The sequence below is a fragment of the Sphaerisporangium sp. NPDC005289 genome, assembly GCF_040607455.1.
GTDB lineage: Bacteria > Actinomycetota > Actinomycetes > Streptosporangiales > Streptosporangiaceae > Sphaerisporangium > Sphaerisporangium rhizosphaerae.
Genome location: NZ_JBEXGS010000035.1, coordinates 62,243 through 84,340, shown reverse-complemented (window position 1 = coordinate 84,340; position 22,098 = coordinate 62,243). Strand labels below are relative to the sequence as shown.

General features: G+C 70.8%; 22 protein-coding genes. 11 read left to right on the top strand and 11 right to left on the bottom strand.

Annotated features, from left to right (window positions below; translation table 11 throughout):
• Positions 1-582 precede the first annotated feature (582 nt).
• Positions 583-2,538: a substrate-binding domain-containing protein gene (locus tag ABZT47_RS37915; protein WP_354852990.1), complete on the top strand. Its 1,956-nt coding sequence runs from the start codon at positions 583-585 to the stop codon at positions 2,536-2,538.
• 184 nt (positions 2,539-2,722) lie between these two features.
• Here ABZT47_RS37915 and ABZT47_RS37910 read toward each other — a convergent pair whose 3' ends face one another.
• Positions 2,723-3,214: an Lrp/AsnC family transcriptional regulator gene (locus ABZT47_RS37910; RefSeq protein WP_354852989.1), complete on the bottom strand. Its 492-nt coding sequence runs from the start codon at positions 3,212-3,214 to the stop codon at positions 2,723-2,725.
• 349 nt (positions 3,215-3,563) lie between these two features.
• Between ABZT47_RS37910 and ABZT47_RS37905 the strand changes: the two genes are divergently transcribed.
• Positions 3,564-4,478 carry a phenylalanine 4-monooxygenase gene (locus ABZT47_RS37905; RefSeq protein ID WP_354852987.1) on the top strand — a complete coding sequence of 305 codons (915 nt, stop codon included), beginning with the start codon at positions 3,564-3,566 and terminating at the stop codon, positions 4,476-4,478.
• A 157-nt stretch (positions 4,479-4,635) separates the two neighbouring features.
• On the opposite strand, the gene ABZT47_RS37900 is transcribed toward ABZT47_RS37905, so the two are convergent.
• The 5 genes from ABZT47_RS37900 to pstS form a co-directional block, all read right to left on the bottom strand.
• Complete coding sequence (locus tag ABZT47_RS37900) at positions 4,636-5,298, bottom strand: response regulator transcription factor (protein ID WP_354852985.1); 663 nt, start codon at positions 5,296-5,298, stop codon at positions 4,636-4,638.
• A gap of 75 nt (positions 5,299-5,373) precedes the next feature.
• Positions 5,374-6,150 carry a phosphate ABC transporter ATP-binding protein PstB gene (pstB, locus tag ABZT47_RS37895; protein WP_354852983.1) on the bottom strand — a complete coding sequence of 259 codons (777 nt, stop codon included), beginning with the start codon at positions 6,148-6,150 and terminating at the stop codon, positions 5,374-5,376.
• Between the two features lie 13 nt (positions 6,151-6,163).
• The gene (gene pstA, locus ABZT47_RS37890; RefSeq protein ID WP_354852982.1) at positions 6,164-7,051 is read right to left on the bottom strand and encodes a phosphate ABC transporter permease PstA; all 888 of its coding nucleotides are present in this window, start codon (positions 7,049-7,051) and stop codon (positions 6,164-6,166) included.
• Positions 7,048-8,028, bottom strand: a complete 981-nt coding sequence (gene pstC, locus ABZT47_RS37885; RefSeq protein WP_354852980.1) for a phosphate ABC transporter permease subunit PstC — start codon at positions 8,026-8,028, stop codon at positions 7,048-7,050. Before pstC ends, pstA begins: the two co-directional genes overlap by 4 nt.
• A 4-nt stretch (positions 8,029-8,032) precedes the next feature.
• Complete coding sequence (gene pstS / locus ABZT47_RS37880) at positions 8,033-9,139, bottom strand: phosphate ABC transporter substrate-binding protein PstS (protein WP_354852978.1); 1,107 nt, start codon at positions 9,137-9,139, stop codon at positions 8,033-8,035.
• Positions 9,140-9,370: 231 nt separating this feature from the next.
• On the opposite strand from pstS, the gene ABZT47_RS37875 reads away from it, so the two are divergent.
• Positions 9,371-9,883 carry a low molecular weight protein-tyrosine-phosphatase gene (locus ABZT47_RS37875; RefSeq protein ID WP_354852976.1) on the top strand — a complete coding sequence of 171 codons (513 nt, stop codon included), beginning with the start codon at positions 9,371-9,373 and terminating at the stop codon, positions 9,881-9,883.
• A gap of 258 nt (positions 9,884-10,141) precedes the next feature.
• Here ABZT47_RS37875 and hisN read toward each other — a convergent pair whose 3' ends face one another.
• The 3 genes from hisN to aroA all read right to left on the bottom strand — a co-directional run bounded on the left by hisN (position 10,142) and on the right by aroA (position 13,488).
• On the bottom strand, positions 10,142-10,927 hold the full coding sequence (gene hisN / locus ABZT47_RS37870; RefSeq protein WP_354852975.1) for a histidinol-phosphatase: 786 nt from the start codon (positions 10,925-10,927) through the stop codon (positions 10,142-10,144).
• 252 nt (positions 10,928-11,179) lie between these two features.
• On the bottom strand, positions 11,180-12,241 hold the full coding sequence (gene rsgA, locus ABZT47_RS37865; RefSeq protein WP_354852973.1) for a ribosome small subunit-dependent GTPase A: 1,062 nt from the start codon (positions 12,239-12,241) through the stop codon (positions 11,180-11,182).
• Positions 12,211-13,488, bottom strand: coding sequence for a 3-phosphoshikimate 1-carboxyvinyltransferase (aroA, locus tag ABZT47_RS37860; protein ID WP_354852971.1), 1,278 nt, complete (start codon positions 13,486-13,488; stop codon positions 12,211-12,213). Before aroA ends, rsgA begins: the two co-directional genes overlap by 31 nt.
• A gap of 116 nt (positions 13,489-13,604) precedes the next feature.
• Here aroA and ABZT47_RS37855 point away from each other — a divergent pair, with 116 nt between their 5' ends.
• Both ABZT47_RS37855 and ABZT47_RS37850 read left to right on the top strand, forming a co-directional pair.
• On the top strand, positions 13,605-14,399 hold the full coding sequence (locus tag ABZT47_RS37855) for an SOS response-associated peptidase (RefSeq protein WP_354852969.1): 795 nt from the start codon (positions 13,605-13,607) through the stop codon (positions 14,397-14,399).
• Between the two features lie 174 nt (positions 14,400-14,573).
• Positions 14,574-14,906: a TraR/DksA family transcriptional regulator gene (locus tag ABZT47_RS37850; protein WP_354852968.1), complete on the top strand. Its 333-nt coding sequence runs from the start codon at positions 14,574-14,576 to the stop codon at positions 14,904-14,906.
• A gap of 46 nt (positions 14,907-14,952) precedes the next feature.
• On the opposite strand, the gene ABZT47_RS37845 is transcribed toward ABZT47_RS37850, so the two are convergent.
• The gene (locus tag ABZT47_RS37845; RefSeq protein WP_354852967.1) at positions 14,953-15,699 is read right to left on the bottom strand and encodes a methyltransferase domain-containing protein; all 747 of its coding nucleotides are present in this window, start codon (positions 15,697-15,699) and stop codon (positions 14,953-14,955) included.
• Positions 15,700-15,934: 235 nt separating this feature from the next.
• Here ABZT47_RS37845 and ABZT47_RS37840 point away from each other — a divergent pair, with 235 nt between their 5' ends.
• The 6 genes from ABZT47_RS37840 to ABZT47_RS37815 all read left to right on the top strand — a co-directional run bounded on the left by ABZT47_RS37840 (position 15,935) and on the right by ABZT47_RS37815 (position 21,289).
• Positions 15,935-16,540: a sigma-70 family RNA polymerase sigma factor gene (locus tag ABZT47_RS37840; protein WP_354852996.1), complete on the top strand. Its 606-nt coding sequence runs from the start codon at positions 15,935-15,937 to the stop codon at positions 16,538-16,540.
• Positions 16,541-16,619: 79 nt separating this feature from the next.
• Complete coding sequence (gene rsrA / locus ABZT47_RS37835; RefSeq protein WP_354852965.1) at positions 16,620-16,889, top strand: mycothiol system anti-sigma-R factor; 270 nt, start codon at positions 16,620-16,622, stop codon at positions 16,887-16,889.
• 222 nt (positions 16,890-17,111) lie between these two features.
• Positions 17,112-18,044: an NAD-dependent epimerase/dehydratase family protein gene (locus tag ABZT47_RS37830; protein WP_354852963.1), complete on the top strand. Its 933-nt coding sequence runs from the start codon at positions 17,112-17,114 to the stop codon at positions 18,042-18,044.
• Positions 18,045-18,315: 271 nt separating this feature from the next.
• Positions 18,316-19,671: an HD-GYP domain-containing protein gene (locus ABZT47_RS37825; protein WP_354852961.1), complete on the top strand. Its 1,356-nt coding sequence runs from the start codon at positions 18,316-18,318 to the stop codon at positions 19,669-19,671.
• Positions 19,668-20,945: an HD domain-containing phosphohydrolase gene (locus tag ABZT47_RS37820; RefSeq protein WP_354852960.1), complete on the top strand. Its 1,278-nt coding sequence runs from the start codon at positions 19,668-19,670 to the stop codon at positions 20,943-20,945. The genes ABZT47_RS37825 and ABZT47_RS37820 overlap by 4 nt, the downstream gene beginning before the upstream one ends.
• A gap of 131 nt (positions 20,946-21,076) precedes the next feature.
• Positions 21,077-21,289: a biotin/lipoyl-binding carrier protein gene (locus tag ABZT47_RS37815; protein ID WP_354852958.1), complete on the top strand. Its 213-nt coding sequence runs from the start codon at positions 21,077-21,079 to the stop codon at positions 21,287-21,289.
• A 50-nt stretch (positions 21,290-21,339) separates the two neighbouring features.
• Here ABZT47_RS37815 and ABZT47_RS37810 read toward each other — a convergent pair whose 3' ends face one another.
• Positions 21,340-21,720, bottom strand: coding sequence for a hotdog domain-containing protein (locus tag ABZT47_RS37810; RefSeq protein ID WP_354852956.1), 381 nt, complete (start codon positions 21,718-21,720; stop codon positions 21,340-21,342).
• Positions 21,721-22,098: the final 378 nt, after the last annotated feature.

The window sequence follows — 22,098 nt, the reverse complement described above, 5'->3', positions numbered from 1 at the left end:
GCATACGAGTGGATGGTCCAAGGGTCGCTGCCCACCCCGATCGTCAGTCCGTCAGATACGGCGGTAGTAGCGGGGTGGGACGGCCGGACGATGGTCGGCGCCGCAGGCCCCCTCGTACGGCGCCCACCACCAGACACTCCGCCCCACCCCCGCACACCCATCTTCAGGCCAATCTGCATCGGGGCCAGGAGAACCGGCCCATTGGATGAGCCCGCCGGAGAAGTCGAATAAGGCCCGCCCCGAGACTGGTGCGGGTGGACCGAGTCGGTAGGGCCGAGGTCGGCTTCGTCTTAGGGCTCGGTCTTGGCTGGTTCGCTCGCAACACGGCCGAGTCGGACTACGTTCTCAGCGCCTTGGCCGGCCGCCGCGTCCCGACATTCACAAGGGGCGGTATCCAGGGACGTACCGGGGTGGTGGTCGCGGTGGTGGGCCGTGCGTCCGAGGGTCTGACAATCGGAGTCAATCCGTTATTCGGGTGGCCGATCGGAGTGGGGTTCGCCGACCAGGGGACACGCTACGCTTCCCCGTACCTGGGGGAGATCTTCGTTGAGTGTCCTTTGTTGGCGTTAAGGGCGTGACGTCGTGACAGGCAGGCATCGTAATCCCGATCCCCTCGACGGTGACGCGTGGAGCCAGGAGGCGCCGTCCTGGCGCGACCGGTTCGCGGGCTTGCTGGAAGCGGCGAGGACGTCCGGCCCGCTGGCCACGGTCCGCAGGCGGGCCGTCGTCGCGCTCTCGCTGGGCGTCGTCCTGCTGGCGTCATTGGTGGGCGGGGCGTATGCGCTGGTGAGCCGTTCGGCGTGCGCCGAGCATCCGCAGTTGCGGGTGATGGCCGCACCGGAGATGGGGCCGGCGCTCCAGCAGGTGGCCGAAAGGTACGCCAAAGACGGCGGTTGTGCCTCGGTGACGGTGCTCACCGGAAGTCCTGCCGATGTCGCCGACGAGTTGGCGCTTCGCAAGGATCTCCTGGACGTCTGGGTGCCCGACGATTCGGTGTGGGTGGACCTGGCGAAGGTCCAGGGGGCCGATCGCGAGCTGTTCTCCCCAGGAACGTCGATCGCGCGCTCGCCGGTGATCATGGGGGTGACGGAGAGGACCGCCGTCAAGCTCGTCGCCGGAGGAGAGCAGGCCAAGAAGGGGGCCGGCCACGACAGGCCGGCTGACGGCAAGAAGGCTGCCTCAGGCGGCTCGGACGGGGCCGACGCCGACGATCCCGGTGACCGTGACGAAGCGGGCGACGGTGTCGGAGTGAGTGAAGCGGACGCCGAGGCGGGGCTGGCGGTCGGGGAACTGGCGCACGTGCGGGCTTCGTGGATGTTGCTGGTGCCCACGTCGTCGACCAAGAAGAGGCTGCCGAAGGCGTCCACGACCCTGCCTGCTCCAAGTAGGTTCGCGTCAGGGCTGGTCGCGCTGGACGCGTTGAACACGGCCGTGGCGGACCGGCCCGCCGCGCTGAAGATCGTGCAGGGCATGACGACGAACCTGAAGCGGTCGGTCCTTCCCTCCCGGGAGGCGCTGTTCGACCTCGTCGAGCGGCCCGCCAAGGGCACCGATCCGATCATCGTGGACAGCGAGCAGGCCATCTGGCGGCACAACGGCGCGCGGACGGACGGTCTGGTGGTGGGGCTCTATCCGGAGGAGGGGACGCTGGCCCTGGACTATCCCTACGTCCCGATGACCAAGGACGCCGTCAAGATGCGGGCCGCAGAGGAGTTCCGCGGAGTGGTGCTGTCCGGCACCGGCCGCGCGTTGCTGCAGGCGTCGGGGTTCCGTGATCCGTCCGGCAGGGCCGGGGCCGCCATGGACGAGCGGCATGGCGTGCGCGTCGAACCTCCGGAGGAGATCACGGCTCCGGTCGCCATGACGCGGCTGCGGTCGCTGCTGTCGATGAGGCTGCTTCTCGCCGACACCCGCAATCTGCTGCTGCTGGACGTCAGCCGCTCGATGGGGAAACAGGTCCCGGGGATGGGGGCCACGCGGGTGCGCGCCCTGGCGGACGTCGCCGCGGCGGGGGTCCGCGCACTGCCGCAGGGCGGCGACATCGGCCTGTGGATCTTCGCGACCGGCCTGGACGGCGACAAGGACTACAAGGAACTGGTGCCGGTCGGCCCGCTGCAGCAACGTGGGCCCGAGGTGGAACGGGCTCTGCGCAAACTGCCCGACCATATCAAGGGCGACACCGGCCTGTACGACGCGGTGCTGGCGGCCTTCCGCTCCGCCTCGTCGCGCCAGGTCAAGAACATGCTCAGCTCGGTCATCGTGTTCACCGACGGGCGGGACGACGACCGTCACGGCATCAAGCTCAACGAGTTGCTGGCCACGCTGCAGAAGGAGTTCGATCCCGGCCGGCCCGTCACGATCACGTTGATCGGTTACGGCGAGGACGCCGACGCGGCGGAACTCAAGCAGATCGCCCGCGTGACGAACGGCGCAGCCATGGTCGCCACGTCGTTCGACCAGGCACAGCAGATCTTCCTCCAGGCTCTTGCGAACCGGGTCTGCCTGGACAGGGAGAGATGCGACTCCCAGGAGGGCTGAGCCCAGGGCTCTCTCTCGACCTGGATACGCGACCGGTCCCCGGTTCTGCTCGGGTCCCCGGTCCTGCTCAGGGCCCGGGCCCGCGGGTACGGTCCCGCGTACGTGGTGGTCTGTGACAGTGGCCGCGTCAGGCCGGCCGCGAGGTGGTCAACTCCATCATCTCTGTCAGTGGTGGACGGCGCCGTCATTCGGGGTCGGGGCGGGTGGCGGCTCTCAGGAGGGGTTCGACGCGGTAGGGCACCTGCGTCGAGAGGGCGATGGTGGTGTCGGTGCGCTGGACGGCCGGGGAGGCCAGGACGCGCGCGATGATCTCCTGAAGCTGGACGGTGGAACGCGCCACCACGCGGCAGAGCAGGTCGGCCTGGCCGCTGGTGCCATATACCTCCAGGATCTCCGGGACGGCTCCCAGCGCCTCCACAGCCTCCGCCAGCCTGCCCTGGGAGATCTGCAGGGACACGAAGGCGAGGATCGGATATCCCATCTCGGCGGGGACGACCGTCGGGCCGAAGTCGCCGATGACGCCGCGGGCGAGAAGCTTGTCGACGCGGGCCTGAACGGTGCCTCGGGCCACTCCCAGCAGGCGCGCCAACTCGGTCAGGCCGATGCGCGGATGCGCCCGCATGGTGGTGAGCAGCCGGGCGTCCAGAGGATCGACGGGACCATGAGCCGTAGGCATGGCCCGAGGGTACGGCCTCGTCACGACCAAGGACCACGCCACGTCCAAGGACCAGGTAGCCCATCGAACCAGGACCGGGACAGCGGGATCAGAACGAGCCCTCCCGGCATGCAGGCGGGTGGTCCAGCCGTGGCTGCCACCCCGATGGCCAATCGTGGGCGGCGGTACCCGGCGGTGGCGGTCGGGGTGGAGGGTGCCGGTGGCTTGTGAGGGGTGGACAGGGGGGTGCGGAGGAAGGGTGGGCGGATCGACCAGTGTTGGGGAGGTCTGAGGGGGCTCCTCTGGTGGGAATGACCATCTCGAGTGGCCGCTCTTGCCAGCGAAACCCCCGATTGCCGATATTTCTGTCATGTTCGAAGAAGCCCAATACTTCGCCCCGGTGGCCACGCGGGAGGACGGGTCCGTCGTCGTCGAGCTGGCGGCGAGCCACCCCGGGGTCGCGGATCCCGCCTACCGTGAGCGCCGCAACGCCATCGCCGCCCTCGCGCTGAACCACGTGGCCGGACGGCCGGTTCCCGTGGTGGAGTACACCGAGCGGGAGCACGAGGTCTGGGCCCTGGTCGCGCGGGAACTCGCGGTCAAGCACCGTGCGTACGCCGCCACGGAGTACCTGCGCGGGTTCGAGCGGCTCGGGCTTCCCACCGACCGCATCCCGCAGCTCCAGGAAGTGGGCGACCTCCTCGCGCCGCTCACCGGCTTCCGGTACCTCCCGGCCGCGGGCCTGGTGCCGCTCCGCGACTTCTACGGCGTGCTGGCCGATGGCCTGTTCCACTCGACGCAGTACATCCGCCACCACTCGGTGCCGTTCTACACTCCCGAGCCGGACGTGATCCACGAGGTGATCGGGCACGCCAACGCGCTGGCGTCCGACCGGTTCGCCTGCCTCTACCGGCTCGCCGGCGCGGCCGCCCGCAGGGTCGAGACGCAGGAGGCGCTGGAGTTCGTCTCCAAGGTGTTCTGGTTCACGATGGAGTTCGGCGTGCTCGCGGAGAACGGGGAGGACCGCGCGTACGGCGCCGGGATCCTGTCCTCCTACGGCGAGATCGAGGAGTTCCGCGGCATGGACATCCGGCCGCTCGACATCGGCGCGATGGGCACCACCGCGTACGACATCACCAAGTACCAGGACGTGTTGTTCCGCGCGGAGTCGCTCGCCCATCTGGAGGACGTCGTCGGCGCGTTCTGGGAGAACTGCGACGATGAGGTCATCTCCCGCATCGCCGCCGACCACGCCGCCGACCGGGCGGTCGTCACCGGCTCCTGAGGGGCCGGTCAGACCGCCACGGCCTTGAGACGTCCGAGGCCGCCGGCCTCGTGTCCGCCGGCCTCGTGTCCGCCGGCCGGCGGCGGGTCGGCCGCTCCCTGGCCGGGGCCGCCGGTGCCCGGCCGGGAGGATCGGCCGGGCGATCGTCGCCTGGCGGTCAGGCGGGTGTCACCAGGCGGTAGCCGACCCCGCGTACCGTCTGTATCAGCTGGTCGTCCTCGTCGCCGAGGCGGGCGCGCAGGCGTTTGACGTGCACCGCGATGGTGTTGGTCGACATGCTGTCCGCGGCGTGCCAGACGTGGCGCATGATCTGCTCGCGCGTCACCGTGCGGTCGGCGTTGCGCATCAGGTAGTGCAGCAGCTCGAACTCGCGGAGTGGCAGGTGGACGGGCGACCCGGCCACGCGCACCTGGTAAGCGCCGACGTCGAGCTCGACGCCTCCCACGGTGAGCACCCCGCGCCCCGCGACGTCCCCGGGGAAGGCCGCCTGGACCAGCGGCAGCAGCTCGGGCACGCGGTAGGGCCGTGCGACGCACGCGGTGGCGCCCGCGGCGAGGGCCTGGACGGCCTGCTCGGCGTGCCCCTCGCCCACGCCGAGCAGCACCGGCACGGCCCGGGCGAGCCGGACCGCCCGGACGAAGTCGACCGGCCCGATGACCGGAAGCGTGGCGCTCACGAGCACCACGTCCGGCCGGAGGGCGCCCGCTTGGAGCAGGGCCTGCGCCCCGTCCAGGACGCCCGCCACGAGGATGCCCTCGCGCTCGAGCGCCGACGCCAGTTCCCGCACCAAGTCGGCGTCGGGATCGGCAACCAGCAGCATGGGCGCCGGCCGAGTGTCCCCGTCCACTACAGGTGCCGCCTGCGGCTGGCTCACACCATCTCCTTTACGAGCGGGTCATCCGAAGCGCCCGGTGATGTAGTCCTCGGTCGCCTTCTGGGTGGGGTTGGTGAAGATCTTCGAGGTCTCGTCCATCTCGACGAGCTTGCCGGGCTGGCCCTGGCCGGCCAGGTTGAAGAACGCCGTCTTGTCGCTGACCCGCGCCGCCTGCTGCATGTTGTGGGTGACGATCACGATGGTGTAGTCGTTCTTCAGCTTGGAGATCAGGTCTTCGATGGCCAGCGTCGAGATGGGGTCCAGCGCCGAACAGGGCTCGTCCATGAGCAGGACGGCGGGGCTGACGGCGATGGCCCTGGCGATGCACAGACGCTGCTGCTGGCCGCCGGACAGGCCGGAGCCGGGCTTGTTGAGCCGGTCCTTGACCTCGTTCCACAGGTTCGCGTCCTTGAGCGAGGTCTCCACGATGCCCTCGGTCTCGGAACGGGACACCCGGCCGTTGAGGCGCAGGCCGGCGGCGACGTTGTCGAAGATGGACATCGTCGGGAACGGGTTCGGCCGCTGGAAGACCATGCCGACCGTCCGGCGCACCGAGACGGGGTCGACCTCGGTCCCGTAGAGGTCCTGGTCCTCCAGCATGATCTTGCCTTCGACGCGGGCGCCCGGGATGACCTCGTGCATGCGGTTGAGCGTGCGCAGGAAGGTCGACTTGCCACAGCCGGACGGGCCGATGAAGGCGGTGACCGAGCGGGGCTCGATCGTCATGGTGATGCCTTCGATCGCCTTGTGCGATCCGTAGTACGCGTCGAGGTCGGACACCTCGATCTGCTTGGCCATTGTCGAAAACCCCTTATCGGCCCTTGGCGGGAGAGCGCCACCACGAGATGAGGCGCGCCACCAGGTTGAGCAGCATGACGAACAGGATGAGGGTGAAGGCTCCGGCCCATGCCCTGTCGATCGCGGTGTCGTTCGGGCGGCTCATCTGGTCGAAGATGTAGAGCGGGAGGCCCATCTGGGGCCCGTGGAACGGGTCCGGGTTGATGGAGTCGGTGATGAACACCGTCAGCAGCAGCGGCGCCGTCTCGCCCGCGACGCGGGCGATGGCCAGCATGACGCCGGTGATGATGCCGGTGAACGCGGTCGGGAGCACGATGTGCACGATCGTCTTCCACTTGGGCACGCCCAGCGCGTACGACGCCTCGCGCAGCTCGTTGGGGACCAGGCGCAGCATCTCTTCGCTGGACCGGACCACGGTCGGCATCATCAGGATGGACAGGGCGAGCGCCCCGGCGAAGCCGGAGTAGCCGAGCCCGAGGATCAGCACCCAGAACGCCAAAATGAACAGACCGGCCACCACGGAGGGGATGCCGGTCATCACGTCGACGAAGAAGCTGATGGAGCGGGCGAGGCGACGACCCCGGCCGTACTCCACCAGGTAGATCGAGGTCAGCAGGCCGACCGGCACAGAGATCAGCGTGGCGACCCCGACCTGCTCCAGCGTGCCGAGAATGGCGTGGTAGGCGCCGCCGCCCGCGTCGCGCGGGCCGATGTTGCGCATCGAGTGGGTCAGGAACTCGACGTCGAACCGGGCGAGCCCGTTCTTGATCACCAGCCAGAGCACCGACACCAGCGGGACGACCGCGATGGCGAAGGCCAGCCAGACCAGCCCCTGCACGATGCGGTTCTTGACCCGCCGGCTGACGGAGACCGGGGTGATGACACTGGGCGACATGGTCATGCGGCGGCCCTCGAGTACTCCTTGCGGCGGGCGATGATCAGGCGCGCGGCCATGTTGACCACCAGGGTGATCACGAACAGGACCAGACCTGAGGCGATCAGCGCGCCCTGGCCGATCGGGGTCGCCTCGCCGAATCCGTTGGCGATGTTGGCGGCGATGCTGTTGCCGCTGTTGGACAGCACCTTGAACGTGATGTCGAAGGTGGCGGGGAAGATCAGCGCGACCGCGATGGTCTCGCCCATCGCCCGTCCGAGGCCGAGCATCGCGGCGCTGATGACGCCGGGACGCCCGAACGGCAGCACCGACATCCTGATCATCTCCCACCGGGTGGCGCCCAGGGCCAGCGACGCCTCCTCCAGCATCGTGGGGGCCTGGAGGAACACCTCGCGGGAGATGGCGGCGATGATCGGGAGGATCATGATCGCCAGCACGAGCGCGGCGGTCATGATCGACTTGCCGTAGACGCCGTCACCCCCGAACAGCGGGATCCAGCCGAGGTAGGTGTTGAGGAAGGTGTAGGGGCCCTTGACCAGCGGGACGAGGAACAGCACGCCCCACAGGCCGTAGATGACGCTGGGGACGGCCGCCAGCAGGTCGATGACGTAACCGAGGACCCCGGCGAGGCGGCGCGGCGCGTAGTGCGAGATGAACAGCGCCACGCCGATGGCGACGGGCACCGCCATGATCAGCGCGAGGAAGGAGCTGATCATGGTGCCGAACGCCAGAGCCGCGATGCCGAAGGCCGGCTGGGTCGCGTTCGGCGTCCAGTTCTTCTCGGTGAGGAAGTTCGCGGTGTTGGCCTGGAGGGCCGGAACGGCCTTCACGATCAGGAAGATCGCGATGGCCGCCATGATGGCGAGCAGGAGGATGCCGGCGCCGGTCGTCGCGAACCGGAAGGGGCCTTCGCCGCGACTGCGCCGGAAGGCGGACCGGCCAGTGGCCGGCCCGCCCTCGCGTGTACGAAGTGGCGTGGCCATCGAGTTAGGAGATCGCCTCGACGGCCGTGCGAACCTTGGTGACCAGGCTGGCCGGCAGCGGCGCGTAGCCCAGGCTGGTCAGGGCCTGCTGGCCCTCGTCGCTCGCGGTGTAGGTGAGGAAGGTCTTGACGAGCTTGGAGTCGTCGGCCGACAGGCCCTTCTCACAGGTGATCTCGTAGGTCACCAGGACGATCGGGTAGGCGCCCGCGGTCTTGGTGGCGTAGTCGATCGAGAGCTTCAGGTCGTTGCCGGTGCCCTTGATCTCGGCGGCCTCGACGGTCTTGGCGGCGCTCTCGGGGGTGAGCTCCACGAACTCGCCGGAGCCGTTGGAGACCTTCGCCTTGGTCAGGCTGGAGTTCTCGGCGTAGGAGAGCTCGACGTAGCTGATCGTGCCCTCGGTGCCCTTGACGGTCTGGGCGATGCCGTCCGACCCCTTGGCGCCGGTGCCCTTGGCCTCCGCGGGCCACGCCTTGGCGGGCTCGTAGGGCCATTCGGCGGTGGCCTTCAGGAACTTGGTGAAGTTGTCGCTGGTGCCGGACTCGTCCGAGCGGTGGACCGCCTGGATCGCGGTGGACGGCAGCTTGGCGTCGGGGTTGTCCTTCTTGATCGCCGCGTCGTCCCACTTGGTGATCTGGCTGTTGAAGATGCCGCCGATGGTCGCCGGGGACAGCTGCAGGTTGTCCACGCCCGGCAGGTTGTAGACGACCGCGACCGGGCCGATCACCATCGGCAGGTTGATCGCCTTGCCGGTCTTGCAGCGCGCGTCGGCCTGCGCCGGCTCGCCCTTGTCGTCCTTGAGCGCCGAGTCGGAGCCGGCGAACGCGACGGTGCCCTGGATGAAGGCCTGCACGCCCGCGCCCGAGCCGCTGGGCTGGTAGTTGATGCTCACGCCGGGGTTCGACGACTGGAACGACTTCTTCCACTCGGCGATGGCGTTGGCCTGAGCCGAGGAGCCGGCCGCGTTGATGGTGCCGCTGAGGGCGCCGCCTCCCGCGTTGCTCGCGGGGGCCGAAGCGGCGTCGGTGCCACCGCCGTTGTTGTCGGTGCCGCACGCAGCGAGCGAAAGCACGCCGGCGATGGCGGCTACGGCGAGCCGGCCTGCATACTTCACGTCTGTTGTCCTTCCACGTTGTTCTCTTAACGGGTAGGACGGTAGGCAGCGAAGATGACTTGATTCCCGGTTCAAGGTGAACGAAGAATGAACGGGCCGGGTCACTATCGTGGTGAACGTTCCATGACGCTCTACCCGCCCATGGTGTTGGCGGCATGATGGTCTACCTGCGCGTGGTGTTCGCGGGGCCACCGGCGCGACCATGGGCGTTCATGGCCCATCATGGCGTTCATGACGCGCGTATGCCTGGTGTGCATGGGGAACATCTGCCGCTCGCCGATGGCCGAGACCGTCCTGCGGCGGGTGCTCGCGGACCACGGGCTCGATGATCAGGTGACCGTCGACAGCGCCGGCACCGGCGGGTGGCATGCGGGCATGCCCATGGACGAGCGCGCGCTGTCGACGCTGTCCTCCCACGGCTACGACGGGTCCGGCCACCGGGCCCGGCAGTTCGAGGCGCGGTGGTTCGCCGAACGCGACCTGGTGCTGGTCATGGACGCCGACAACCTCAGGGCGCTGCGCCGGCTCGCGCCCCCCGGGGCCGAGGTCAGGCTGTTCCGCTCCTTCGACCCGGCCGCGCCCGAGGGGGCCGAGGTGCCCGACCCCTACTACGGCGGCGCCGAAGGCTTCCTTGACGTGCTCACCATGGTCGAAGCCGCCTCGGAGGGGCTGGTGAAGCACCTCAAGGAGCGCCGGTCCCCGCAGGTCGACCGAGCATGCCGCCCGCCATTGGACGGTCGCTGATACGCGACTGTCCCCGCACGGACAGTAACGTTCGCGGGGATGTGCCGTAGCGTCGGGGGGACGACGGCGAGGAGGAGGGGCGATGCTCCCAGGGTGCGGAAACTGTGATTGCTACCTCGACGACCGGGTCATCTCACGACCCCCCGACGAGCGCTGACCGGCGTTCACCGGCGGGCGGTGCGGGCGCTGACCCGCACCCGGCAAGACCGCCTGGTACCGGCCGGCGGGTGGCGCAGGCGCTGACCCGCGCTCCGGCCGTCAGTCGCCGAGGCGCTTGAGGACCTCGGGATGCAGCATGGGGTTCGCGCACACCATGCTGCCGCCCTCGACGTCCGGCGCGCCGGACAGGTCGGTCCACACGCCGCCCGCCTCTTCGACGATCACGGTGAGCGCCGCCATGTCCCAGGCGGACAGCTCGGGTTCGGCCGAGATGTCGACCGCGCCCTCGGCGACCATCATGTGCGACCAGAAGTCGCCGTAGGCGCGGGTGCGCCACACGGCCCTGGCCAGGCCGAGGAACTCCTGAAGGCGTCCGCGATCTTCCCAGCCGCCGAAGCTGGAGTAGGAGAACGACGCGTCGTGCAGGCGGCTCACCGAGGAGACCTGGCAGCGGGATGCCTTGGTCAGGCTGCGCCCGGTCCACGCGCCGCCGTCGCGCGCCGCCCACCAGCGGCGGCCGAGGGCCGGCGCCGAGACCACGCCGACCACGACGCGCCCGTGCTCCATGAGGGCGATCAACGTGGCCCATACGGGGACGCCGCGCACGTAGTTCTTCGTGCCGTCGATCGGGTCGATGATCCAGCAGCGGGAGCCGTACCCGCTCGTCTTGCCCATCTCCTCGCCGACGACGGCGTCGCGGGGGCGGGCTCGCCGCAGCGTGCCGCGGATGGCCTCCTCGACGGCGCGGTCGGCGTCGCTCACCGGGGTGAGGTCGGGTTTGGTGTCGACCCGCAGGTCGACGGCCCGGAACCGGCGCATGGTCAGGTCGTCGGCGCTGTCGGCCATCATGTGGGCCAGTCGCAGGTCGTCGCTATAACCCGTCACGGGGACAAACGCTATCGTGCCGCCGCCCGTTTCAGCAGTCCTGTCCGGCTTCGAAGCGTCGCAACCCCGTCATGCTGGGTCACCTCATCCCGCACGGCGCGTCGTCCACGAAGCATGGCGATACGCCGCGTACTCCACGTCTCCGTTGAACATGGCGATACGCCGCGTATCTCGCGTAGCCCCTGAAGCATGGTGATAGGTCGTGTTCTCCGCGTCTCCGGTGGAGCCGGAGGAAACGCCGCGGGTGCCGCCTCAGTCGTCGTCGGGTTCGCCGTCGCGGCTGGCGAGCAGGCGGCGCAGGGACGCCAGGCTCATCGGGTCGGCGTGCCCCTCGGCCACCCACGCGTCCAGCGAGCACTCCTCGCTGCGGTGGGTGCAGCCCTTCGGGCAGTGGACGGTGCCCTCGGCCAGGGAGGGGAAGGCCGCGAGCACGTTGTCGACCACCACGTGGCCGAGGCCGAAGCTGCGCACCCCGGGAGTGTCGATGATCCACCCTCCGCCGGGCAGCTCGAGGGCGACCGCGGAGCTGGAGGTGTGGCGCCCGCGGCCCGTGACCGCGTTGACGTGCGAGACGGCCCGCCCGGCGTCCGGCACCAGGCCGTTGACCAGGGTGGACTTGCCGACCCCCGAGTGCCCGACCAGGACGCTCAGCCGGTGGTCCAGCCTCTCGCGCACGGGGTCGAGGTCGCCGCCCTTGCGCACCACCAGAAAGGGGACGCCGAGCGGCTCGTAGCGGGCGACGAGGTCGTCGGGCGCGGCCAGGTCGGCCTTGGTGAGGCAGAGCAGCGGCTCGATGTCGGCGTCGAACGCGGCCACCAGCAGGCGGTCGATCATGCGGGGGCGGGGCGGCGGGTCGGCCAGCGCCGTGACGATCACCAACTGGTCGGCGTTGGCGACGATGGGGCGCTCGACCTCGTCGGTGTCGTCGGCGCTGCGCCGCAGCATCGACGTGCGCGGCTCGACCCGGACGATGCGCGCCAGGGTGTCGGGCCGGCCGGAGGTGTCGCCGACCAGGCTGACCAGGTCGCCCACCACGATGCCCTTGCGGCCGAGCTCGCGGGCCCGCATCGCCGTCACCGGGCGCGGCGGATCGTCCCGCCTGCCGCGGCCGTCGACGCCGGTCTCGGTGACCCCGCCCCCGACCAGGCAGGTGTAGCGCCCCCGGTCGACGGCCACGACGAACCCGGGGACGGCGTCCTCGTGCGCGGGACGGCGCCTGGTCCTCGGCCGGGACCCCTTGCCCGGCCGGACCCGTACGTCGTCCTCGTCGTACTCCCGTTTCCTCAGCGGGCTTCCTCCAGCATCAGGGCCCACATGCGGGCGAACTCGGGGAGGGTCTTGGCGGTGGTCGCGATGTCCTCCACCTCGATCCCGGGCACGGCCAGGCCGATGACCGCGCCGGCCGTCGCCATGCGGTGGTCGGCGTAGGAGCGGAACACGCCGCCGTGGAGCGGGCGCGGGCTGACCACCAGGCCGTCGGCGGTCTCGGTGACGTCGCCGCCCAGGCCGTTGATCTCGGCGGCGAGCGCGGCGAGCCGGTCGGTCTCGTGGCCCCTCAGGTGGGCGACCCCGCGCAGCGTGCTGGGCGAGTCGGCGAGCGCGGCCAGCGCGGCCAGCGTCGGGGTCAGCTCGCCGACGTCGTGCAGGTCGGCGTCGATGCCGCCGATGCGCCCGGAGCCGGTGACCCGCAGATCGCCGCCGGCGCGGGTGACGGTGGCGCCCATGCCGGCCAGCAGCGTGCGCAGCGCGTCACCGCCCTGGGTGGTCTCGGACGGCCAGCCGGGGATCGTGACCGAGCCGCCGGTGATCAGGGCGGCGGCCAGGAAGGGGGCGGCGTTGGACAGGTCCGGCTCGACGGTGAGGTCGCGGGCGGCGATCGGGCCGGGCTCGACCCGCCAGACGTCCGGCTCGGTGTCGTCCACGCCGACCCCGGCCGCCCGGAGCATCTGCACGGTCATCTCGATGTGCGGCATCGACGGCACCGGAGGGCCGTTGTGGCGCACGGTGACGCCCTTCTCCAGGCGCGGGGCGGTCAGCAGCAGCCCTGAGACGAGCTGGGAGGAGGCCGAGGCGTCCAGCGTCACCTCGCCGCCGGTGAGCGGCCCCCTGATCGTGAAGGGGAGGGCGTCGCCCGTGACCTCGGCGCCGAGGGTGCGCAGCGCGGCGAGGATCGGGCCCATCGGCCGCGTGCGGGCGTGCGGATCGCCGTCGAAGGCGACCTCGCCGTCGGCCAGCGCCGCCATCGGGGGGACGAAGCGCATCACGGTGCCGGCGAGCCCCACGTCGATCGACGCGCCGCCGCGCACGGGGCCGGGCTCGACGTGCCAGTCGGCGCCGAAGGCGGACTCCTCCGAGGAGGTCAGCCCGGCTCCGAGCGAGCGGAGCGCGGCGACCATGAGGTCGGCGTCGCGGCTGCGCAACGCGCGCCGGACCGTGCCCGGGCCGTCGGCCAGGGCGGCGAGGAGCAGGGCGCGGTTGGTCACCGACTTGGACCCGGGCAGCTGGACGGTCGCGTCCACCGGCCCGTGGGCCACGGGCGCGCGCCACAGGGGAGCTGACATAGCCCTGAGCCTACCGGGAGCCACCCCTCGCGAGGGGTGACGCCGGCCTCGCCCGCGCAGGGGCCGTTCGTGCGTGAGGGGACGCGCCAGGCGCGCGAGTGCGGCAGTCTATGGGCATGTGCGGGAGATACGCGTCGGCGCGCAAGCGCCAGGAGTTGCTCGAGGAGTTCACCGTCGCGGAGGACGGGGCGTCCGATGAGCTGAAACCCGACTACAACGTCGCCCCCACCAAGAAGGTCTACGCCGTGATGGAACGGCCCCCGGGCAAGGGCGAGGGCGCGGGGGGCGGCGACGCCGGCGGCGAGAAGCGCGCGGCGGACGCCGGCGACGGGCCGGGAGAGCCGGTCCGTCGGCTGGAGGTGGTCAAGTGGGGGCTGGTGCCGAGCTGGGCCAAAGATCCTTCCATCGGCTCCCGCATGATCAATGCCCGGGTCGAGACGCTCACCGAGAAGCCGTCCTTCCGCAGGGCCTTCGCCAAGCGCCGCTGCCTGATCCCGGCCGACGGCTACTACGAGTGGCACCGGACCGACAAGAAGACCAAGCAGCCCTACTTCATCCACCCCGAGGACGGCGGCGTGATGGCCATGGCGGGGTTGTACGAGTTCTGGAAGGACCCGACCCGCGCCGAGGACGACCCGCTGAAGTGGCTCACCACCTGCACGGTGATCACCACGACGGCCGAGGACCACCTGGGGCACATCCACGACCGCATGCCGGTGATCATCAAGCGCGACATGTGGGCCGACTGGCTCGACCCCGGGCGCACCGACCCGGCGGAGGTGATGGGCCTGCTGAAGGACGCCCCGCCGAGCGGGCTCGCCGCCTACCCGGTGTCCAGCGAGGTCAACAGCGTCCGCAATAACGGCCCGCACCTCATGGAGCCGGAGAGTTCCGAAACCGCGTTGTTCTGAGCCCGGGCGGTGTAAGACCCCGGCGGAACGGGCATCCGGTGAGGAAGGCGATGACGTGCCGGAACAAAGCCCTGGCACAGCGTCACCGCTCAGAGGTGGGAAAACGGCCAGGCGGGATGTCCGGGGGGTCCCGTCCCAGGCTTCACCCCGTTTCCTTCCCGGAGGTGCGGACTCGTGGACGACGCGACCGCTCGTGCCCAACTGAGGAACATGCTGGCCGAACTCGACCGGTCCATCATGGTGCTGCGTGGTGACCCCGTCGCCGTGGCGGACAGGTCGGCGGCCGACGCCGGGTCCGACCTCACCGGCGCCGACCGGGCCCAGGCCATGATCGATGTCGCGACGCGCCATCGCACGGCCGTGGTGGACGCCCTCGAACGGCTGGACGCCGGCGTCTACGGCAGGTGCGTCGACTGCGACAAGCCCGTGCCGGAGGGCCGGCTCGCCGCCCGGCCCGAGGCGGCCCGTTGTGTGAGGTGCCAGTCCGAACGCGAACGCCGCCGCTGAGCCGACACCGGCCGGCCGCGTACCCCGGCCTCAGGAGACAGAACGGCTAGCGCGGCCTGCGGGCGCTCGCCACCAGGTGGATCCCCACGGTGTCGTCGTCGTCGGGGTGGGCCTCCAGCTCGGTGCGGACGAGCCAGTTGAGCGCGCGCGTGTCGGCGGCCAGCACGTGGTCGACGGTGGAGGGCGACAGCACCGTGCGCGGCCGGATCCACTCCACCTCCAGGCCGGCGTCGGTCAGCAGCTCACGCAACTGGACGCTGCTGAAGCAGCGGGTGATGCTGCCGTCCGGCCACGGCACGAGCATCACCTCGCCCGTGCCGGTCTGGCACAGGTGGGCCCAGTAGTTCTGCTCGGCCATGATCGCCATGCCGAGCACCAGCGAGTCGACGCACGCCAGCACCCGGCCGCCGGGCCTGAGCACGCGCACGACGTCCTCGATCGTGGACTCGGCCATCAGCTCCAGCGACAGGGCGCGCTCCTCGGCGATCACCGCGTCGACCGAGGCGTCGGGCAGGAACGACAGGTCGTCGGCGCGCACCCGGCGGATGCGGTTGGAGGCGTCGCGCAGGCCGGGGGCGGAGGGACGGCGGAAGTCGACGACCTCGATGACGTGGTGTCCCGCGCCCGCCGCCTGGACGGGCCAGCGCCCACGGCCGCCGGACAGGTCGAGCACCAGGCCCGGCCGGTCGGGAAGCCACCGTTTGAGCTGCTCGGCGACGACGGCGTGGTAGAAGGTCCAGTACGGCCCGAGTGCGCCTGAGCCGTTCAGTTCGTTGGCTGGGATGGGCAGCACAATGGCTCCTGGACGGTCGGGGCTCCGGGGAATCGCTACCAGCCGGTACGTATCTTTTTCCCCGTACCGGGTCGTTCGTCACCTTCTACTTACCGGGAACAGATGCTATGCCTCGCGTGTTGCAGACGCGTGTAAACACGCGAGGAGGTTCCGTCCCATGCTGATGGCCGAGGTCGGCGATCGGTCGATCGTGCGCAAGCCGGTATTCTCGGCTGTGTACGGCGCGTATAAGGGGGTGGGTCCGGTCTCCAAGACAGCCGAGGAGACTCTGGAGCAGCGCAGTGAGCGGTTCGAGCGTGACGCCATGCCGTACCTCGACCAGCTCTACAGCGCGGCGCTCCGGATGACCAGGAATCCCGCGGACGCGGAGGACCTGCTTCAGGACACCTTCGCCAAGGCATTCGGGTCCTTCCACCAGTTCCAGGAAGGCACCAACCTCAAGGCCTGGCTCTACCGCATCCTGACCAACACCTTCATCAACAGCTACCGCAAGAAGCAGCGGGAGCCCAAGCAGGCCGGCACCGAGGAGATCGAGGACTGGCAGCTCGCGCGCGCTGAGTCGCACACGTCGGGCGGCCTGAAGTCCGCCGAGGTCGAGGCGCTGGAGCACCTTCCTGACAGCGATGTCAAGCAGGCGCTCGCCGCCCTCCCCGAGGATTTCCGGATGGCGGTCTACCTGGCCGATGTCGAGGGTTTCCCGTACAAGGAGATCGCCGACATCATGGGCACTCCCATCGGGACCGTGATGTCCCGCCTGCACCGCGGGCGGCGCCAGCTGCGGACGCAACTCGAGGATTACGCGCGCGAACGCGGGCTTGTGCGATCGGAGGACCCGTCGTGATGCAGTGGGGTGACACCGGCCGATCATCGAGGAAGGGCGGCCGCGGAGACGGCGCCGGCGCGTCGGCGGGGTGTCGGTCATGAGCTGTGGCAACCCGCACGACACCGACTGCAAGGAAGTGCTGGACAAGGTCTACACCTTCCTTGACGGCGAGCTGGACGAGAGCCGGCGGTCGGACATCAGGCAGCACCTCGACGAGTGCGGCCCCTGTCTTGAGGAGTACGGCCTGGAGCAGGTCGTCAAGCAACTGGTCGCCAAGCACTGCGGCTGCGACCCCGTCCCCGAGGACCTGCGGTCCAAGGTGCTCAAGCGCATCCAGGCGGTGCGCTCCGAGCTCGCCGCCGACTGAACGGCCACGCCCGCCGAGCACGCACGGCCCGGCGCGGACGACCGCGGCGATCACGCGGTCGCGCCGGGCACGGGGCCGGGGCCGACGGGCGGCGCGGTCCGCGGGGGTTCCGGTCCGCGGGGGTTCCGGTCCGCGGGGGTTCCGGTCCGCGGGGGTTCCGGTCTTCCGGGACACGGGTCCGGCGCCCCGGGCCGGTGTGAGGAGATCGCCTAAGATACCGGGATGCGGCTTCTCGTAACCGGCGGTGCCGGCTTCATCGGCTCGACCCTCGTCGACCGCCTGCTCGCGGACGGCCACGAGGTGGCCGTCGTCGACGATCTGTCCTCGGGCGACCTGGCGAACCTCGCCGGCGCGCGGGAGCACCGGCGGTTCCGGTTCCACGAGCTCGACGTCCGCGATCCGGCCCTGCGGGGGCTGATGGGCGAGTGGCGCCCCGAGGTGGTCTGCCACCTCGCCGCGCAGATCAGCGTGCGCGCCAGCGTGGCCGATCCGGTGCACGACGCCCGGCTCAACGTCGAGGGCACGGTCAACATGCTGGAGTCGGCGCACGCCGCCGGGGCCAGGAAGGTCCTCTACGCCTCCTCGGTCGCCGTGTACGGCCGCCCGGCCGTGATCCCCGTCCCGGGCGACGCCGCCACCGACCCGCGCTCGCCGTACGCCGTCTCCAAGCTGAGCGGCGAGCTGTACCTGTCGATGTTCCGGGCGCTGCACGGCCTGTCGTACACCACGCTGGTGCTGTCGAACGTCTACGGCCCCCGCCAGTCGCCCGCCGGTGAGGCGGGCGTGGTGTCGATCTTCACCGACGCGCTGCTGCGCGGCGCGCCGACGGTGGTCTACGGCGACGGGTCTCAGACGCGCGACTACATCTTCGTCGACGACGTCGTGGACGGGTTCGTCCGGGCGTGCGGCGACCGCGGCGACGGCCGCAGGTTCAACCTCGGCACCGGCGTGCAGACCACCGACCGCGAGCTGCACTCCCTGGTGGCCTCCGCCGCGGGCGCGCTCGACGAGCCGAGGCCCGAGCCGGCGCGGCTCGGCGACCTGCCCGCCATGGCCGTCGACCCGGCGCAGGCGATCGACGGGCTCGGCTGGCACCCACGCACCGACCTGCCCACCGGCCTGAAGGCCACCGTCGAATGGGCCAGATCTCGTTAGCTAGGGGTAGTGGTTTGATTACGCTTTGGATGCGATTCTTCGACTTCCCCTGCGCGTCACCTCCGCTTCTGTAGCCTGAATCCGGATTCGAGGGGAGGCGGCACATGGTGAAGGCAATGGCCACACGCCTGGTGGCGGCCGTTAGTGTCGGCGGCCTGGCATGGGCTCTGGGCGCGCTTGCTCTGGTGGTTCTCACGGGGGGCGCCCTCGGCGTGCCCACGGGCATTTCCTGGACCTGAGCGCGTGCTCGTGACGGCCCGAGGCGGTCGCAATGCGTGAACTACCTTGGCCGGCCAAGGCATATCTCGTCACGGTCGTCGCGGTGGCGGCGGCGCTGATCGTCCGGGGTCTCATCGACCCGGGGCGCCTGGCTGGGCGCGAGTGGCCCACGTTGCTGGTCCTCGCGCTGCTGTTCCTGGTGTGCGAGTCGGTGCCGACGCTGCTCAACGTGGAGCAGGCGGCGATGTCCGTCAGCTTCTCCGCGGCGCTCGCGGCGGTGGTGCTGGTGGGGGATGTAGGCGCGGCCCTGGTCGGGGCGACGGCGGTTCTGAGCGTCCGGCCGGGGCTCCCCCTGCACAAGCGGCTGTTCAACGGCGCCCAGTTCGCGCTGTGCGGCTACACCGCGGGGTGGGTGTTCGAGTCGCTCGGCGGCCAGCAGGACGTGCCGAGCGTGGGCCGGTTCACCGACCTGCTCGTCCCGTTCATGGGCGCGGCGGCGGTGTTCGTCCCGCTCAACGCCGTGCTGTTCACCGTGATGCTGTCGCTGGCCGGGCAGCTGCGCCTCGGAGAGGTGCCGCTGCGCTCGGTCGCCCAGTTCCTGGTGTCCTACCTGGGCTACGCCACCTTCGGCCTGCTGATCGCGGGCCTGTGGGCCACGGTGCAGTCGATCTCGGCGGTGCTGGTGCTGCTGCCGCTGTTCATCGCCCGGTGGGCGTTCGGGCAGTACCTGGCCCAGCAGCGGTCCTACGACGCGACGATCGCCGCGCTGTGCCAGGCCGTCGAGACCAAGGACTACTACACCCGCGGCCACTGCACCCGCGTGTCCAGCGCCTCCACGATGATCGCCCAGGAGATCGGCATGGGCCCTGAGCGCATGCGCGCCATCGGCTACGCCGGCATGCTGCACGACGTCGGCAAGCTCGGCGTGCCGACCAAGGTCCTGCAGAAGGACGGCAAGCTGACCGAGGAGGAGTACGCCGCCATCCAGCTGCACCCGATGCGCGGGCTGGAGATCGTCCGGGGCATCGACTTCCTGGACGAGGCGTTCGCCGGCATCATGCACCACCACGAGCGGCAGGACGGCAAGGGCTACCCGATGGGCCTGGCCGGCGCCGAGATCCCCGAGTTCGCCCGCATCATCGCCGTGGCGGACGCCTTCGACTCCATGACCTCCGACCGCGCCTACCGCAAGGCCAAGTCGCTGGAGGAGGCCCTCGCCGAGCTGCGCAAGGGGTCGGGGACGCAGTTCGACCCCGTCATGGTGATCGCTTTCATCAAGGCCGTCGACCGGCGCGGCTGGGACGCTCCGGGCGCCATGCCCGCGCCGCCCGCCGACCAGGACGTCGAGACCGTCGCCAAGGACCACGACGACCCGACCACGCCGATCGAAGTGGTGTCCGAGCGGTGAGCGTCGCCTCCCGGCCCATCAACGGGCTCGACTCCGGCCAGCTCCTGCTGATCTGCGCCGCCGGCATGGTCACCGTCGCCGGCATCGCGCACACGGCCGCCGTCGGGCTGGCCGACCCGCACATCGCCGTCGCCTTCGGCGCCCTGGTCGCCGCCGGCGAACTGGCCAGGCTCACCATGCCCGGCAACCGCGAGGTCGCGCCCATCGGCGCCGCTGCGGCCCTGGGGTACACCTTGCTCCTGGACGTGGGGGGCGTGCCGACGCGCCACTCCGCGCTGCAGGTGGTGGCCGTCATGTCGGCCGGGATGACGCTCGGCGCGCTCCCGCACATCGCCGTCGGCCGGCCGCCCCGGCTCGACGCGATCGCCCGCCGGCTGCTGTCGGGCGCCCTGCTCGCCTTCGCCTACCGCCCGCTCGCCGCGGTGCTGTACGAGACGACCGACCGCGGCGACGGCCCCTGGTGGGTGGTGCTCGGCGTGATGGCCGTGCTCATCACCGCCATGCTGGCCGCCGACGTCGTCATCGCCGCCGTGCTGCGGGCCGAGCAGGTGCGCACGGCGCTGCGGGTGGCCGTCCGGGACGAGCTGCGCATGGCCGCGCCGCTCGGCGCCGCGGTCGCCGCCTCGGGCACGCTGCTGGCCCTGGCCTCGCACAGCATGAACCTCGCGGCGCTCGTCGTGTTCGCGGCCCCGCTGCTGGTCACCCAGGTCGCCTTCCGCAAGTACGCGGGCATCCGCGCGACCTATCTGCAGACCGTGCGCGCGCTCGCCCGGGTGACCGAGGTCGGCGGGTACGTCGAGCCGGGTCACTCGCGCCGGGTGAGCATGCTCTCCCTGGCGATCGGCCGCGAGCTCGGGGTGCCCGAGCCCGAGCTGCTGGAGCTGGAGTACGCCGCGCTCATGCACGACATCGGTCAGCTGTCCCTGCGCGACCCGATCCCGGGAGGGGCGACCGTGCTCACCGATCCCGAGCAGGCGCGCAGCATCGCCGAGCTGGGCGCCGAGATCATCAGGAAGACCGGCGTGCTCGACCGCGTCGCCGACATCGTGCGCCGCCAGGGCGACCCGTTCGCAGGGCCCGAGACCCCGCCGCTCGCCAGCCGCATCATCAAGGCGGCCAACGCCTACGACGACCTGGTGGGCGGCTCCACCGACCGCGACCGGGCGGCGGCCGCCCTGGAACGGCTCCGGCTCGACGGCGGCGGCGAGTACGACCCTGCGGTGGTGGAGTCCATGGCCAGGGTCATCGACCGCCTCACCCCCACCGCTCGCTGAGCTCGGTGGCCTGCGCCTTCGAGGCGGCGACGTCGGGCGAGGGCGGGTGGGGTACTCGCTCGGGGGGCGCGGGAGTGCGACGATGGGCGGGGCCTTCCGACCCGGTCGATCATTGGTTGAGGGGAGTTCCGATGGCGGAAGTACGCGCCGAGATGGTGGCGAACGTCTGGAAGATCGTGGTCGCCGAGGGCGACGGGGTCAGCGAGGGCGACACGCTGGTCATCCTGGAGTCGATGAAGATGGAGATCCCGGTGCTCGCCGAGGACTCCGGCGTCGTGACCCGGCTCAAGGTGGCCGAGGGCGACGTCATCCAGGAGGGCGACCTGATCGCCGTCATCGAGTGACGTCCGCCGTGAGCGGGTGACGACCGCCGGCGGCGGGGTGAGGACCGCCGTCAGCGGGTGAGGCCGGCGAGGAAGCGCTCGCGGTCCACGACGACGCGCTCGATGGTGGCGACGGCCACCGTGCGGTCGCGGTCTGCGGCGGTGACCTCGAAGACCAGGCGCCTGCCGTCCACCTGGACGAGCTCGGCCGAGATCGCCACGTGCGCGCCCACCGGGCTCGCCGCGCGGTGCTCCAGGGTGACCTTGGTGCCCACCGAGGTCTGCCCCGGGGCGAGGTGGTCCCGCACCGCCCGCACGGTGGCCGCCTCGGCGAGCGCCAGCAGCCGCGGGGTGCCCAGCACCGGCACATCGCCGCTGCCCACCTTCATCGCGGTGTCCCCCCGCTCGACCATGATGAGCACCTCGGCGCGCAGCCCTGGAACGATCGTCATGCGGGCAAGCCTACGGTGCTGTCCGGCGCCATCCTGTTCGCGCGGTCTGGCACCACCTTCGCCGGTTGGCGGCCTTGGCGGGGATCCATGGAATACGCTCTTGGCGTGAGCCCTTACTGCGACCATTGCGGACGTCTCGCGGGAGACGAGGACCACTCCGCATGTCAGGCCGCACGGCTCATGGAGCCGCCTCGCTACTGTCCGGCGTGCCGACGCCGGCTGGTGGTGCAGGTGACGCCTCGGGGCTGGTCCGCCCGTTGCGTCGAACACGGCGTTACGACTCGCTGACACCCCGGCGCGAGTCGATACCGCCACAGGGTTTTGTGACTCCGGCGTGACCTTGTCGCGACACAAATCCGCTTGGTTGGAGAACTCTGG

Coding starts and splice junctions, on each gene's coding strand:
- ABZT47_RS37910 (WP_354852989.1), bottom strand. CDS start 3,214: ATGCCTACGGCTCATGGTCCCGTCGATCCTCTGGACGCCCGGCTGCTC.
- ABZT47_RS37905 (WP_354852987.1), top strand. CDS start 3,564: ATGTTCGAAGAAGCCCAATACTTCGCCCCGGTGGCCACGCGGGAGGAC.
- ABZT47_RS37900 (WP_354852985.1), bottom strand. CDS start 5,298: ATGCTGCTGGTTGCCGATCCCGACGCCGACTTGGTGCGGGAACTGGCG.
- pstB (WP_354852983.1), bottom strand. CDS start 6,150: ATGGCCAAGCAGATCGAGGTGTCCGACCTCGACGCGTACTACGGATCG.
- pstA (WP_354852982.1), bottom strand. CDS start 7,051: ATGACCATGTCGCCCAGTGTCATCACCCCGGTCTCCGTCAGCCGGCGG.
- pstC (WP_354852980.1), bottom strand. CDS start 8,028: ATGGCCACGCCACTTCGTACACGCGAGGGCGGGCCGGCCACTGGCCGG.
- ABZT47_RS37875 (WP_354852976.1), top strand. CDS start 9,371: ATGACGCGCGTATGCCTGGTGTGCATGGGGAACATCTGCCGCTCGCCG.
- aroA (WP_354852971.1), bottom strand. CDS start 13,488: ATGTCAGCTCCCCTGTGGCGCGCGCCCGTGGCCCACGGGCCGGTGGAC.
- ABZT47_RS37855 (WP_354852969.1), top strand. CDS start 13,605: ATGTGCGGGAGATACGCGTCGGCGCGCAAGCGCCAGGAGTTGCTCGAG.
- rsrA (WP_354852965.1), top strand. CDS start 16,620: ATGAGCTGTGGCAACCCGCACGACACCGACTGCAAGGAAGTGCTGGAC.
- ABZT47_RS37830 (WP_354852963.1), top strand. CDS start 17,112: ATGCGGCTTCTCGTAACCGGCGGTGCCGGCTTCATCGGCTCGACCCTC.
- ABZT47_RS37825 (WP_354852961.1), top strand. CDS start 18,316: ATGCGTGAACTACCTTGGCCGGCCAAGGCATATCTCGTCACGGTCGTC.
- ABZT47_RS37815 (WP_354852958.1), top strand. CDS start 21,077: ATGGCGGAAGTACGCGCCGAGATGGTGGCGAACGTCTGGAAGATCGTG.
- ABZT47_RS37810 (WP_354852956.1), bottom strand. CDS start 21,720: ATGACGATCGTTCCAGGGCTGCGCGCCGAGGTGCTCATCATGGTCGAG.